We start from the raw sequence: 14,462 nt of genomic DNA, 5'->3' as shown, positions 1-14,462 counted from the left end.
GCGGCGATCCGGCCCGCGACGGTAAGATGCGCGCATGTCGAACACTGAAACGAATCGCATGGACCTCGAGAGCATCCGGATATTCCTGCGCGTGGTGGAGCGCGGCAGCTTCACGGCCGCCGCCACGCAACTCGACATGCCGCTCAGCCGCGTGAGCCGCAAGATCCGGCAGCTCGAGGACGACCTCGGCGTCCAGCTGCTGTACCGCACGACGCGTCGCGTGTCCGTCACCGAAGCCGGACGCGACTACTACGAACGCTGCCTGCGCGCCGAGGAGATCCTGCTCGATGCGGACCGGCAGGTGCGCGCGCTGCGCACGGAGCCCGAAGGCACGCTGCGCGTGCTGGTGCCCTACGCGATCGGCCTGTTCGAACTGGAGCCGGCGCTCGCCGAATTTCGCCGGCGCTACCCGCTGGTCCAGCTCGTGCTGATCTACGACAACAGCGCGCTCGACCTCGTCGAACACGGCTTCGACGTCGCGCTGCGCACCGGCGTGCTGACGGATTCCGGCTATGTCGCGCGCTCGCTCGGCTGGTCGCACGCAAAGCTCGCGGCCAGCCCGCACTATCTCGACCGCGCCGGCCGGCCGCACACGCCGCAGGATCTCGCCGATCACGACATCCTGTTCGTCGGCCGCGACGCGCCCGGCCTGACGCTGCGCCTGACCAACGCGGCCGGCGACGTCGCCGACGTGCCGGTGCGGCCCGTGCTGATCTCGAACGAATCGGTCACGGTGCTGCGCCAGGCCGCGAGCGGCGGCGGCATCGCGCTGATTTCGACCCACTTCACCACACGGCGGCTCGCGAGCAACGAACTCGAAATCGTGCTGCCCGACTGGCATCGCACCGACGACGTCGAGCTGCACGCGCTGTACCCGAAGCGCGCGACGCTCGACAGCAAGGTGCGTGCGTTCGTCGAATTCCTGACGGAAGTCTTTACTGCGTGGCGGGCCGCGTCGTAGTCGACTCGGCACGACCGGCAAGCGATGCACGCCCGCCGCATTATTGCGGCGCAGGAAAGGAATTAATGAGCGCGCAAGCGTTGATCGCCGTTCGCCGCATCGTTAGCCTGTGCCGATGAAAAATGACCACACACGCGACGGCAGCCACCTGAGCGCTGCCCGCCGACGCGTCACGCGCGTCGCGCCGTCCTGACCGGCCTGCCTGCTTGCCGAAGCCGTCACGGCTTCGCCGATCCGATCGAACGCCTGAACCGCACGCCGCGCGCGAGCGGCCCTCCGCTTGGCCGGCCGCGCGCACGTCGCGCGTGTCCGCACGCGCGGCCGCCGCACGCCCGTGCGCGGTCGCCATCGGCGCATGCGCCCCGCGGGCCACTTTCCATCACGCAGGAACACCATGTCATCTCCGTCACCCCAGGCGCCGCTGTCGGGCGGCAAGCTCGCGATCGGCACGGTCGCGGTATCGCTCGCGATGTTCATGAACGTGCTCGATTCGTCGATCGCGAACGTCGCGATCCCGACGATCTCGGGCGACCTCGGCGTGTCGGTCGACGAAGGCACGTGGGTGATCACGATCTTCGCGGCCGCGAACGCGGTGTCGATTCCGCTGACCGGCTGGCTCACGCAGCGCTTCGGCCAGGTGCGCCTGTTCGTCACGTCGATCCTGCTGTTCGTGTTCGCGTCGTGGCTGTGCGGAATCGCGCCGAACCTGCCGACGCTGCTCGCCGCGCGAATTCTGCAAGGAGCCGTGGCGGGACCGCTCGCGCCGCTGTCGCAGGCGCTGCTGCTCGGCGCGTGGCCGCGGCAGAAGTCGTCGACGGCGCTCGCGCTGTGGTCGATGACCGCGCTCGTCGGTCCGATCGCGGGGCCGTCGCTCGGCGGCTGGATCACGTACGACTACAACTGGTCGTGGATCTTCTACATCAACATTCCGGTCGGCTTCTTCGCGGCGGCCGTCACGTGGTTCGTGTTCCGCGATCGCGAATCGGCCACGCGCCGCCTGCCGATCGATACGGTCGGACTGCTGCTGCTCGTGCTGTGGGTCGCCTCGCTACAGATCATGCTCGACAAGGGCAAGGATCTCGACTGGTTCAATTCGCCCGTGATCGTCGCGCTGGGCATCGTCGCGCTGATCGGCTTCGCATTCTTCCTCATCTGGGAGCTGAACGAGGCCAACCCGATCGTCGACCTGCGGCTCTTCACGCAACGCAACTTCGCGGGCGGCACGATCGCGATCTCCGTCGCGTACGGGATGTTCTTCGGCACGCTCGTGCTGCTGCCGCAATGGATGCAGGGCTATCTCGGCTATCGCGCGGTCGATTCGGGGCTCGCCACCGCGCCGCTCGGCGTGTTCGCGATCCTGCTCACGCCGGTCATGGGGCGCCTGCTGCCGCGCACCGATCCGCGTTATATCGCGACGCTCGCGTTCGTCGGCTTCGCGGTCGTGTTCATGATGCGCACGACGTTCTACACCGACGTGTCGCGCTGGGATCTCGTGCTGCCGACGCTGCTGCAAGGTATTCCGATGGCGATGTTCTTCGTGCCGCTGACGTCGATCATCCTGTCCGGGCTGCCGCCGGACAAGATCCCGGCCGCGGCCGGCCTGTCGAATTTCGGCCGCACGTTCTGCGGCGCGGTGGGGACGTCGCTGATCAGCAATGCGTGGAACGACCGCACGATCCTGCATCACGTGCGGCTCACCGAACAGGCGAGCGTCACCAATCCGGTCTTCACGCAACAGCTCGACACGTCCCGTTCGCTGCTGCACCTGAGCCCCGATTCGGCGCTCGCGTTCTTCAACGCATCGGTCGATTCGCAGGCGGCCGTGATGGGATTGAACGACATCTTCTACGTGTCGGCGATCATCTTCGTCGCGATCATCCCGCTCATCTGGATCACGAAACCGGTGCGCTCGGGCGGCGGCGATGCCGATGCGGCGGCGGCCGGAGCGCATTGATCCGCATGCGCGGCAGCGGCGCGCCTCGCGCCGACAGCGCGACGACCGGGCGATCCGCCGGTCGCGACGACAACCGAAGCGAGCGCCCGTCCGACAGCGGGCGCCGGTTGTATCGAATCGTTTCAACGCGCCAACGGCGTCAAATGCTGCGGGTATACTCCGTCGTCAGCCGCCTGCCGTGTCGTCGTCCGTCAAAAAGGCCCGATTCCAGGCGGTTTCGTCGCGAAGCTTCGCGTTTCGCTCCCCCGCGCCCCAGCCTCGATACGAGACACCCGACGACCGATCATGAAACGATTCCTGCTGCTTCTTCCCGCCGCCCTGCTCGCCGCCTGCGGCTCCGCACCCTCGTCCGATTCGGCCGGCTCGGGCGCCGCGCCGATGATCTACGTGTCGTCGCAACGTCCGGCCTACGCGGTCGCGAACTGCCTCGACAGCCGCCTGTCGGGCACCGAACAATCGCAGCACAACGGCGTCACCGACATCGCGGTCGGCTCGAATTCGTACTTCGTCACGCTGACGCCGTCGGGCAACGGCTCGGTGATCAAGGTCGTGCGCGGCTCGGGCAACGAACCGGCCGAGGAAGCGATGCGCTTCGCGGTCGCGCGCTGCGCGATCTGACGCCCTCCGGCGCCGGGCGTCCGCCCGGCCCGTCTGCCTGCCGCTACGCGCTACCCGGCGCGCCTGCCGAATATTTTCATCCGGCTGCCCGTCGATGAGAGAATCGCACCCACGATTCCCTTTCAACGGAGCCCGCATGAAGCACCTGCTGTCCCGGCTGTTCGTCAGCGCCGCGCTCGTCGCGCTTGTTCCGGCGCTGCCGGCGCAGGCTGCCACGCCGCCCGGCATCTTCGTCGTCGCCACGCAACTCGGCGAATTCACGACCCTCGACCCGAGCGGGATCTACGAACTGGTGCCGTCCGAATACGTCGCGAACACCTACGAACGGCTGGTGCGCGTCGACCTGAAGGACCCGACGCGCTTCGACGGACAGATCGCGCAATCGTGGACGGTCGGCGCCGACGGCGTGACCTACACGTTCAAGCTGCGCCCGGGCCTGACGTTCCATTCCGGCAACCCGGTCACCGCCGACGACGTCGCGTGGTCGTTGCAGCGGACCATCCTGCTCGACAAGGGGCCGGCCGGCGTGCTCGCCGATCTCGGCCTCACGAAGGCGAACGTGACGCAGAAGGTGCGCGTGGTCGATCCGCAAACCGTCGTGCTCGAAACCGACCGCAAGTACGCGCCGAGCTTCGTGCTCAACGTGCTGAGCGCGTGCCCGGCCTCGGTCTTCGACAAGAAGCTGCTGCTGTCGCACCAGCAAGGCAACGATTTCGGCAGCGGCTGGCTGCGCACCAACGACGCGGGCTCGGGCCCGTACCAGCTCGTCAAGTGGACGCCGAACGAGAGCATCGTGCTGCAGCGCTTCGACAAATACCGCACGCCGTACCCGATGAAGCGCGTGGTGCTGCGCCACGTGCCCGAAGCGTCCGCGCAACGGCTGCTGCTGGAGAACGGCGACGCCGACGCCGCGCGCAACCTGAGCCCCGACAGCCTCGCCGCGCTGTCGAAGGCCGGCAAGATCAAGATCGCGTCGTGGCCGGTGTCGGCGCTGCTGTACCTGAGCCTGAACACGAAGAACCCGAACCTCGCGAAGCCCGAGGTGCAGCAGGCGATGAAGTGGCTCGTCGATTACGACGGCATCCAGCGCAACATCGTCAGCACGACCTACAAGGTGCATGAAACCTTCCTGCCCGAAGGCTTCCTCGGCGCGTCGAACGCGCGGCCGTACAAGCAGGACGTCGCGAAGGCGAAGGCGCTGCTCGCGAAGGCCGGCTTGCCGAACGGTTTCGACGTGACGATGGACATGCCGAACGACTATCCGTACCTCGAGATCGCGCAGGCGCTGCAGGCGAACTTCGCGCAGGGCGGCATCCGCGTGAAGCTGATCCCGGGCGACGCGAAGCAGGCGATCGGCAAGTACCGTGCGCGCCAGCACGACATCTTCGTCGGCGAATGGTCGCCCGACTACATGGACCCGAACAGCAACGCGCGCGGTTTCGCGTGGAATCCGGACAACTCGGACCAGTCGCCGACCAAGATGCTCGCGTGGCGCAACAGCTGGGACATTCCGCAACTGACGAAGGACACCGAGGCCGCGCTCGTCGAGCCGTCGCCCGCGAAGCGCGCGCAGCGTTACGAAGCGCTGCAGAAGGGCGTGCTCGCGAACTCGCCGTTCATCATCATGTTCGAGAAGGTCGTGCAGGTCGCCACGCGCCCCGGCGCGACCGGACCGGAAATCGGGCCGATCAACGACCTCGTGTCATACCGCACGCTCGCGAAGTAATCGCGGCTGCCCGCGCGTGCGGCCACGCCGCCGTGCGGGTAATCGCCGCGCGCCGCGGCGCTGGCGCCGGGCCGTGCGCGATCGACAATGACCGCCATCGGTCGGATACCGTGCCGCGCACACGTCACGGGACGAGAACGCGCATACCCGTTCAATTGAATGCCGCCCATACCAGGTACGCATTCAGCCCGACGATCACGACCGTCGCCGCGCCGGCGACGATCCGCAGCGGCATCCGCATCGCGTAAGCGCCCATCACGTCCTTGCGCGCCGACAGCATCAGCAGCGCGATCATCGGCATCGGCAGCACGAAGCTCAGCACGACCTGGCTGGCCACCATCGCCCGCGTGACGTCGCAGCCAAGCGCGACCACCACGAACGCGGGCGCGATCGTCACCGCGCGCCGCACCCAGATCGACATGCGGCGGCGGATGAAGCCCTGCATCACGACCTGCCCCGCCATCGTGCCGACCACCGAACTCGACACGCCGGAGGTCAGCAGCGCGACGAGAAACAGCGCGCCGGCCGCCGGCCCGAGCACCGGGATCAGCGTGTGATAGGCGTCGCCGATGTCGGTCATGCCGGGCGCGGCCGCGTGAAACGCCGACGACGCCATCATCACCATCGCGAGATTCACGAATCCGGCGAGCCCCAGCGCGATCACGACCTCGCGGTTCGAGAAACGCACGAGCCGCCGCCGCTCTCCGTCGTCGCGCGGCGCGGTGCGATCCTGCGTGAGGCCCGAATGCAGATACAGCGTATGCGGCATGATCGTCGCGCCGATGATGCCGACTGCGATCGTCAGCGCCGCATGATCCGGAATCTGCGGAACCACCAGATGGAACGCGGCCGCATGCCAGTCCTGCGGCGCGATCAGCAGTTCGCCGAGATAGCACGCGCCGATCACGCCGACCAGCGCCGCGATCGCCGCTTCCAGCGGCCGGAAGCCGCGTTTTTCGAGCGCGAGGATCGCGCAGGTCGCGAACGCGGTCGCGATCATCCCCGCGAGCAGCGACAGGTGGCACAACAACCCGAACGCAAGCGCGCCGCCGAGGAATTCGGCGAGATCGGTGGCCATCGCGGCGATCTCCGACGCGATCCACATGCCCCACACGACCGGCGCGGGGAAACGGTCGCGGCACAGCTCGGCGAGATTGCGGCCGGTCACGATGCCGAGCTTCGCCGACATCGCCTGGAACAGCATCGCGATCGCGTTCGCGGCCAGCACTACCCATAGCAGCCGGTACCCGTACGCGGCGCCGGCCTGGATGTTGGTCGCGAAGTTGCCGGGATCCATGTAGCCGATCGACGCGATCACGGCCGGGCCGACGAACGGCAGCAGCGCGGCGACGCCGGTGCGGCGCCCTTCCAGCGCGGCGCGCGCCGCGCCGTCGATAGGCTCGATGGACCGGCCCGGCAGCGCGAAGCCACCGGCAGGTTTGCTCGGGACGGGGATCATGTGAGTATTCCGTTCGAATAAGGACGGCTGATTGCGGATCGCGCCCGCCGTGGCCGGCATGCCGCGTGCCGGCCACGGCAAGACGCCGGCGACATTACAGCGGCACGACGTCGGGACGATTGCGCGGAAACTGCGCGATCACGTCCGGCGCGATGTTCAGGTGCGCTTCGACGAGCTTCGGCGGCGTGTGCGCGAGCCAGTCGGACAACGACACCTCCGCATAGCGGTCGGTCTTGAAGATCTCGAGGAACACGAGGTCGGTCTGCCCGGTGTTCTGCACGTAGTGGCCGAGGCTCTTCTTCACATAGCCGACGTCGCCCGCGCGGAAGTCGGCCGTCTGCGCCTTCGGCCCCGTGTCGAACACGGTCATCCGCGCCTCGCCCTGCAGGTAGTACTGCCATTCGTCGGCGTTCGGATGCCAGTGCAGCTCGCGCATGCCGCCCGGGTGCACGGTGACGAGCGCCGCCGCGACGGTCGTCGACACGTTGAAGTTGGTGCTGTCGGCGATCCGCACCTCGCCGCCGCGCGTCTTCCTGACCGGCTTCATGTCGCCGAGCGAAAACACGAACGGATGCGGCGGCGCACCGGCCGACGCGGCCGACGCGCGCTGCGCGTCCGCGAGCGGGCCCGGTTCGTCGCCCTGGAAGATCCACAGGTTGTCGAGCGGCACGTTCCTGAACGCGTCGGCCGGCACGCCGAAGTTGAGCGCGAGCACGTCGGGCGGCGTATGCGCGATCCAGTCGGTCAGCAACAGCGTGTTGAATTCCGATGCGCGGCCGTTATCGAATGCGAGCAGGAATTCGGCGCCGTCGCTGCCGAGGCCCTGCAGCGAATGCGGCAGGCCGGGCGGGAAATACCAGAGATCGCCGGTCTTGACGTCCTGCACCGACGGCCGCCCGAGTTCGTCGAGCACCGTGATCCGGCAGCGGCCGTCGAGCATGATCGCCCACTCGGCCTGCTGGTGCCAGTGCATCTCGCGAATGCCGCCGCGCGTCAGCCGCATATTGACGCCGGAGATGGTTTCGGAAATCGCGAAATCATCCTGCGTGACTTCGCGCGCCCATCCGCCATTCTGAATGCGCTTATGCGCATTATTGAAAGACGCCCAGAATAACGGCATCCCGTTGATATCGGTGGCCGGCGGATCCTGAAAAGACGGGAACTGATTGGCGATGGCCGGATTTTTAGGCCCCGGGTCGGTCAGGCTCTGACGGTTGCGCGCATTCACCGCGCCTTCCGGCGGGCTGTCCGGGTTACCGAACGAAGCGGCCTTCGCCGTTACCGCAATACCCGCCGCGGCAATGGCGCCGGCCGTACTCGTCAACATCCTGCGTCGAGAAAGATTCGTCATGATTTCCTCTTCATTTCTGCAATCGAGAGAATTTCCACTACGGAACACTTGCCGTTTTTCGAATTACCGAAAATCGAACATCCCGTGACGCAAGTTAAATCCATATTCATCTAAAAATTAAATGAATTATTAACCTGAATTAATGACTAAAACTGATCGATTTTAATTTTTGTAATTATTGCGATGCAGCAATGGATGAATGGCGACGAGAAGAGATCGATAGGCGCGCCGCACGATGGCGACTCAATGCGATCGACGGGAACAGGAAAATGCGGATGCGCGTGCTTTCACCTGCCCGGCCCGGACCTGGACCGGGTCACTCCCGCGGCATGTCGGCAAGCCGTTGCGCAGCGAAGCGCAATCCGCCGAGAATGCGTTCGGCGATCCTTGCCGGAAACCCGGCCGGCAGCGCCGCGCCGACCGATTCGATCACGTGCGGCGTCATCGCAATCAGTCGTTCGACGATCGGCGTAGCGATATCGCCAAGCAGGCAATACTCCGCCATCGCAGTGAAGTGCCGGCGCGTGATGTCGCGCATCGCGTAGTGCTTGCGCTTGCCGTGCACGGCCATCGCGAGCTTCGCCTTGTGCCACGACCACTGGTTCGCGCCATCTCCGTCGACCGGCCAGATCGACATCACGTCGTAGAGCGGCGTCAGGCGGAAGCGGCCGCCGGGCAGCAGGCGCAGGCTGAAGTTCTTCGCATGCCCGTCCGGTGCGGCGAGCATCCAGAACACCACCAATGCGGCGAACAGCGTGTCGAGGTCGGCCTGCGCCGTTTCCGACCGGCGCAGGATGCCGGCCAGATCGGGCACGCCGGGGCCGCCCTGCGATTCGTATTTCAGATGCGGCGGCACGCCGAGCGCCTGGCAAAAATCCTCTTGCGGCAAGCGCAACAGCCATCCGCCATCACGATGCAGCGCGCGATCGAAGCGCGCGACCGACAGCACCTTGTGTTCGCCGAAACGCAGGATGTCGGCATCCGCCGTCGGCAAGCCGAATGCGCGCAGGACCGCGAGGCACAGCCACTCGTTTTCGACGGAGGTCGTCAGATCCGCACGCTTGTTGCCGACCAGCCCGAGCGGCAACTTGAGGATATGCGTGGTCGGCGTCGCGCCATGCGGACGCATCCATCGCCCGTCGTGAAACAGCAACGCAGTCTTTTCCTGCGCGCCGGCCAGCGACAGGCGGAAGTCGTCGTCGTCCTGCGCACCGCCCGCCGCCCCGCTCGCCCGATCGAGTACGCGCGCCACGTCGTCGTCGGACAACGGCGTACCGTCGATCCGGTCATGGCCGGTCGGGGCTTCATCCTCGCCGAGCAACTGCACCGCACCGACGCAGTCCCGACCGAGCGCGGCGAGCAGATCGAACGGCTCGGTCGTCGCCGTGCCGAATCGCGACGCAAGCCGGCGCCGAATCGCGTCGCTGTCGGGCAGCAGATTGTCGAAGTAGTGGTTCACGCGCTCGCCGCGCAACGGCGCAGGGCCGATGCCGAACGGCAGCGACAGCGACAGCGGGCGGCCGGCATCCGACTGTTTCCAGCCGATGTCGTACAGCAACTCCATGTCGCCGCGCGCGGGAATCCGCCAGATGCCGACCCGCACGCCGTTGGCCCAGATCGATAGCGCGCGGCTGTGCGATTTGCGTCCCATCGATTACCACTCGACGTTGGCAGCGTCGCGCCCGTCCTTCGTGCGAATGCTGAGCTCGAGACCGTACAGCGCGGTCAGTTCGAGCAACTGCTTGAGCGACAGGCTTTCGGTGCGGATCGTTTCCAGCGACGACAGCCGCGATTGGCCGACGCCGATGCGTGCCGCCGCCTCGGCTTGCGTCAGCCCCTTGGCCTGACGCGCGGACGACAGGATTTCGCCCAGTTGAGCAGGGGTATTGACGATGAGATTCACGGCGCGGGTCCTCTATGCAATCCATGCAGTATATCTCTGACAGGCATAAACGCAAATTATCTCTGATACGAATAAACGCGGAATATCCCTGTCAGGAATATTTTCACACTACAGCGCGTTGCGGCCCCAGTCGTTGCGCGCACGCACCGCCCTATCGCCTCCTACCACCCCATAGTTTTTATTCGCTGGCGCCGATGATTTTGGCTTTGTCAGATAGATGACATCGAATCATCAAATGACAACGATCTAACAGCCGATGACCTGCGCATTCGCCCACACCGTCGAATCCCGCTTTGCCGAGCTGACGCCGACCGCGAAACGCATCGCCAGCTACATGCTCGCGAACCTCGATCGGCTCGGCCTCGAAACCGCCGACCAGATCGCGCAGCAGACCGGCACCAGCGGCATTTCGGTCGGGCGTTTCCTGCGCAGCGTCGGTTACCGGAATCTCGACGACCTGAAACGCGAACTGCGCGGCGGCGGCGACCGCCCGTGGATGATCACCGACCGCCTCGACGAGTACCGCCGCGCCGCCGCCATGCCAACGACCGCCGACGCGCGCGACAGCGAGCGCAGCGCCGGCACGCTCGCCGCATCGCTCGACCGCGAACTCGACGCGATCCGCCACGTGTACCGGCTCGCCGAGGAACCGGTGTTCGCGCAGGTCGCGGACCGGATCGCGCATGCCGATGCCGTCTTCATCCTTGGCATCCAGTCGACGCGCGGCATCAGCAATGCGTTCAGCAGCTACCTCGAATACCTGCGCCCGCGCGTGTTCTATTCCGACGGCCAGTCGGGCTCGTACGTCGATTCGCTGAATTCCGAGTTCGAACGGCCGTACTGCATCGTCACCGATACGCGCGCCTATTCGCGCAGCGCGCGCCGCTATTGCCAGGCCGCCGCCGAGCGCGGCCAGCCGTTCGCGCTGGTCACCGATCTGTATTGCCCATGGGCGCGCGAATGGCCAGCGGATCTGCTGCAGGTGAAGACCGACGTCGGCCAGTTCTGGGATTCGCTCGCGCCGCTCACCTGCCTGTTCAACCTGCTGATCACCGCCGTGGTCGACCGCCTCGGTCCCGCGATCGACCGGCGCGTCGCGCGCAACCGCGAACTGCAGCGCACGTTCGACCAATTCGAATCCTGAGCGAACCGGACCGCCGATGAACCCGCACCGCCTCGTCGAAATCACGCCCGCCACGCATCGCGTCGAGATCGATCTCGTCTACGCGACCGAGCGCAACCTGACCGGCAAGCCGATCTACCGCCACGCGCACTGTCTGCTGCTCGAGCCGGCCGAAGCCGCGCTGCGCCGCGCGGTCGACGTCGCCGCGCAAGCCGGCTTCACGCTGCGCCTCTACGACGCATACCGGCCGCCGCAAGCGCAGCAGGTGCTGTGGGATTTCCTGCCCGACCCGAACTTCGTCGCCGATCTCGGCCGCGGGTCGAACCACAGCCGCGGCACCGCCATCGACCTGACGCTCGTCGACGCGAACGGCGCGCCGCTCGACATGGGCACCGGCTTCGACGAGATGGTGGCCGCATCGGGCCACTTTCACGCGGGGTTGCCCGAGCCCGTGCAACGCAACCGTCTGCTGCTGCTCGGCGTGATGCACGCGGCCGGCTTCGCGCACATCGACAGCGAATGGTGGCACTACGAGCTGCCGGGTTCGCACGCGCTGCCGCCGATCGACAATGCGGCGAGCGGCCCGTGGCGCCTGATGTGACGACGCCGCACGCCCCCTTTTTCATGCACGTTCACGTTCAACGACTCAAACGACAGATGGAGAAGCGCCCATGAAATTCCCGACCTCCCCGCTCGTCGCGGCGCTGGCCGCCGCGCCCCTGCTCGCCGCCGTTCCGTTTTCCGCCGCCCGCGCGGAAACGCCGAAAGACATGTTCGTGATGGCCACGCTGCTCGACGAATTCACGACGCTCGACCCCGGCGAGATCTACGAGCTGGTGCCGGAGGAATACGTCGCGAACACGTACGACCGGCTGGTGCGCGTCGACCTGCGCGATCCGTCGAAATTCAACGGCGACGTCGCGCAGTCGTGGACGGTGAGCCCCGACGGCCTGACCTATACGTTCAAGCTGCGCGCGGGCCTCAAGTTCCACTCGGGCAACCCGCTGACGGCCGACGACGTCGCGTGGTCGATCCAGCGCACGGTGCTGCTCGACAAGGGCCCGGCCGCGGTGCTGACCGGCATCGGGCTCACGAAGGCCAACGTCGCGGCGAACGTGAAGAAGCTGGACGACCAGACGGTGTCGATCACGACCGACCACAAATACGCGCCGACCTTCGTGCTCAACGTGCTCGGCTCGTGGCCCGCGTCGGTGCTCGACAAGAAGCTGCTGCTGTCGCACCAGCAGGGCAACGATTTCGGCAACGCGTGGCTGAAGACAAATGAGGCCGGCTCCGGCGGCTACAAGCTCGTCAAGTGGGCGGCCGGCGACAGCATCGTGCTGCAGCGCTTCGACGGCTACCGGCTGCCGCTCGCGATGAAGCGCATCGTGCTGCGTCACGTGCCCGAAGCCGCGAGCCAGCGCCTGCTGCTGGAAAACGGCGACGTCGACGCGGCGCGCGACCTGAGCCCCGACGATCTCGCGTCGGTCGTGAAATCCGGCAAGGCGAAAGTATCGGCCTCGCCGCAGGCGACGCTGCTGTATCTCGGCCTGAACACGAAGAACCCGACGCTCGCGAAGCCCGACGTGCAGGAAGCGCTGAAGTGGCTGGTCGACTATGCGGGCATCCAGTCCAACGTCGTGAAGACGACCTACAAGGTGCACCAGACCTTCCTGCCCGAAGGCTTCCTCGGCACGCTGAATTCGAACCCGTACAAGCTCGACGTCGCGAAGGCGAAGGCGCTGCTCGCGAAGGCCGGCGTGCCGAACGGCTTCTCGGTGACGATGGACGTGCGCAACGACTATCCGTACACCGAGATCGCGCAGGCCGTGCAGGCGAACTTCGCGCAGGCGGGCGTCAAGGTGCAGTTGATCCCCGGCGACAACAAGCAGACGCTCGCGAAATACCGCGCACGCCAGCACGACATCTACATCGGCGAATGGTCGGCCGACTACATCGATCCGCACAGCAACGCACAGGGTTTTGCATGGAATCCGGACAACGGCGACAAATCGAGCTATAAGATGCTGGCCTGGCGCAACAGCTGGGACATTCCGCAACTGACGAAGGAGACCGACGCCGCGCTCGCCGAGCCGACCGCCGCGCAACGCGCGCAGCGGTACCAGGCGATGCAGAAGGCGATGCTCGCGCGCTCGCCGTTCGTGATCATGTTCGAGAAAGTCGCGCAGGTCGCCACGCGGCCCGGCGTGAGCGGGCTCGAAGTCGGGCCGATCAACGATCTCGTGTCGTACCGCAACCTGAAGAAGCAATAAGAATCGCCGCATGTCGACTCCCGCCTCCTCCCTCGAAGCACTGCGCACGCTGCCCGCGCGGCGCCCGGCCGTACGCTGGGCGCTGCGCGTGGTGCGCTGGGCGCTCACGCTCGCCGTCACGTTCGCGGGGTTGCTCGCGCTGACGTTCGTGATCGGCCGCAAGGTGCCGATCGATCCCGTGCTCGCGATTCTCGGCGATCGCGCGTCCGCCGAAGCGTACGCGGCCGAGCGCATCGCACTCGGCCTCGACAAGCCGCTCGTCACGCAGTTCCTGATCTACGCGCGCGACGTGCTGCACGGCAATCTCGGCATGTCGCTGCTGACCGCGAACCCGGTGCTCGACGACATCAGGCGCGTGTTTCCGGCCACGCTCGAACTCGCGACGATCGCGACGTTGATCGGCATCGCGATCGGCGTGCCGCTCGGCGTCGCGGCCGCGGTGAAGCACAACCGCCCGATCGATCACATCGCGCGCTTCGTCGGGCTGATCGGCAATTCGGTGCCGGTGTTCTGGCTCGGCCTGATGGGGCTGCTGCTGTTCTATGCGCGGCTGCACTGGGTCGGCGGGCCCGGCCGGCTCGATCCCGTGTACGACGGCATGGTCGATCCGCGCACGGGCAGCCTGTTGCTCGACGCGGCGCTCGCCGGCGAGTGGGACGTGTTCCGCAACGCGGTGTCGCACATCGCGCTGCCGGCCGCGATCCTCGGCTACTACTCGGTCGCATACCTGAGCCGGATGACGCGCTCGTTCATGCTCGACCAGTTGAGCCAGGAATACATCGTCACCGCGCGCGCGAAGGGCCTCTCGGAGCGGCGCGTGATCTGGCGGCATGCGTTCGGCAACATCGCGGTGCCGCTGCTGACCGTGATCGCGCTCACGTACAGCAACCTGCTCGAAGGCTCGGTGCTGACCGAGATCGTGTTTGCGTGGCCGGGGCTCGGCTCATACCTGACCGGCGCGCTGCTGAACGCCGACATGAACGCGGTGCTCGGCGCGACGCTCGTGATCGGCGCGATGTTCATCACCGTCAACCTGCTGACCGATGCGCTGTACCGCGTGTTCGATCCGCGTGCACGCTAAAGGACCGCCCCGA

The 14,462-nt window shown here is 66.6% G+C and carries 12 protein-coding genes; 8 read left to right on the top strand and 4 right to left on the bottom strand.

The genetic code is table 11. The annotated features are described in order from the left end of the window. Positions 1-58 precede the first annotated feature (58 nt). The 4 genes from J8I33_RS00370 to J8I33_RS00355 all read left to right on the top strand — a co-directional run bounded on the left by J8I33_RS00370 (position 59) and on the right by J8I33_RS00355 (position 5,259). Positions 59-961 (top strand): LysR family transcriptional regulator, encoded by a 903-nt coding sequence (locus J8I33_RS00370; RefSeq protein WP_124639145.1) that lies wholly within the window; start codon positions 59-61, stop codon positions 959-961. A 394-nt stretch (positions 962-1,355) separates the two neighbouring features. Then, positions 1,356-2,915: a DHA2 family efflux MFS transporter permease subunit gene (locus J8I33_RS00365; RefSeq protein WP_124554967.1), complete on the top strand. Its 1,560-nt coding sequence runs from the start codon at positions 1,356-1,358 to the stop codon at positions 2,913-2,915. A gap of 285 nt (positions 2,916-3,200) precedes the next feature. After that, positions 3,201-3,533, top strand: a complete 333-nt coding sequence (locus J8I33_RS00360) for a sugar ABC transporter ATPase (RefSeq protein WP_050012816.1) — start codon at positions 3,201-3,203, stop codon at positions 3,531-3,533. A gap of 136 nt (positions 3,534-3,669) precedes the next feature. Further along, on the top strand, positions 3,670-5,259 hold the full coding sequence (locus J8I33_RS00355; protein WP_209932495.1) for an ABC transporter substrate-binding protein: 1,590 nt from the start codon (positions 3,670-3,672) through the stop codon (positions 5,257-5,259). A gap of 151 nt (positions 5,260-5,410) precedes the next feature. Here J8I33_RS00355 and J8I33_RS00350 read toward each other — a convergent pair whose 3' ends face one another. The 4 genes from J8I33_RS00350 to J8I33_RS00335 all read right to left on the bottom strand — a co-directional run bounded on the left by J8I33_RS00350 (position 5,411) and on the right by J8I33_RS00335 (position 9,972). Continuing rightward, a complete protein-coding gene (locus tag J8I33_RS00350) occupies positions 5,411-6,718 on the bottom strand; it encodes an Nramp family divalent metal transporter (protein WP_050012818.1) in 1,308 nt (435 codons plus the stop codon). A 94-nt stretch (positions 6,719-6,812) separates the two neighbouring features. After that, on the bottom strand, positions 6,813-8,069 hold the full coding sequence (locus J8I33_RS00345) for an oxalate decarboxylase family bicupin (protein WP_050012819.1): 1,257 nt from the start codon (positions 8,067-8,069) through the stop codon (positions 6,813-6,815). 316 nt (positions 8,070-8,385) lie between these two features. Further along, positions 8,386-9,720: a type II toxin-antitoxin system HipA family toxin gene (locus J8I33_RS00340; RefSeq protein WP_209932488.1), complete on the bottom strand. Its 1,335-nt coding sequence runs from the start codon at positions 9,718-9,720 to the stop codon at positions 8,386-8,388. Positions 9,721-9,723: 3 nt separating this feature from the next. Then, entirely contained in the window at positions 9,724-9,972 is a 249-nt protein-coding gene (locus tag J8I33_RS00335) for a helix-turn-helix transcriptional regulator (protein WP_050012821.1), read from the bottom strand. 256 nt (positions 9,973-10,228) lie between these two features. Here J8I33_RS00335 and J8I33_RS00330 point away from each other — a divergent pair, with 256 nt between their 5' ends. The 4 genes from J8I33_RS00330 to J8I33_RS00315 all read left to right on the top strand — a co-directional run bounded on the left by J8I33_RS00330 (position 10,229) and on the right by J8I33_RS00315 (position 14,449). Beyond that, on the top strand, positions 10,229-11,116 hold the full coding sequence (locus J8I33_RS00330) for a MurR/RpiR family transcriptional regulator (RefSeq protein WP_050012822.1): 888 nt from the start codon (positions 10,229-10,231) through the stop codon (positions 11,114-11,116). Between the two features lie 16 nt (positions 11,117-11,132). Beyond that, positions 11,133-11,696 carry a D-alanyl-D-alanine dipeptidase gene (gene ddpX / locus J8I33_RS00325; RefSeq protein ID WP_124554973.1) on the top strand — a complete coding sequence of 188 codons (564 nt, stop codon included), beginning with the start codon at positions 11,133-11,135 and terminating at the stop codon, positions 11,694-11,696. A gap of 70 nt (positions 11,697-11,766) precedes the next feature. After that, the gene (locus tag J8I33_RS00320) at positions 11,767-13,368 is read left to right on the top strand and encodes an ABC transporter substrate-binding protein (RefSeq protein WP_209932482.1); all 1,602 of its coding nucleotides are present in this window, start codon (positions 11,767-11,769) and stop codon (positions 13,366-13,368) included. Positions 13,369-13,378: 10 nt separating this feature from the next. Beyond that, positions 13,379-14,449 (top strand): ABC transporter permease, encoded by a 1,071-nt coding sequence (locus J8I33_RS00315; protein ID WP_050012825.1) that lies wholly within the window; start codon positions 13,379-13,381, stop codon positions 14,447-14,449. The last annotated feature ends 13 nt before the right edge of the window (positions 14,450-14,462 follow it).

This window comes from Burkholderia sp. AcTa6-5, from assembly GCF_017815075.1.
Taxonomy (GTDB): domain Bacteria; phylum Pseudomonadota; class Gammaproteobacteria; order Burkholderiales; family Burkholderiaceae; genus Burkholderia; species Burkholderia sola.
The sequence above is the reverse complement of the archived record's forward strand: the minus strand, read 5'-3'. Positions and strand labels throughout refer to the sequence as shown.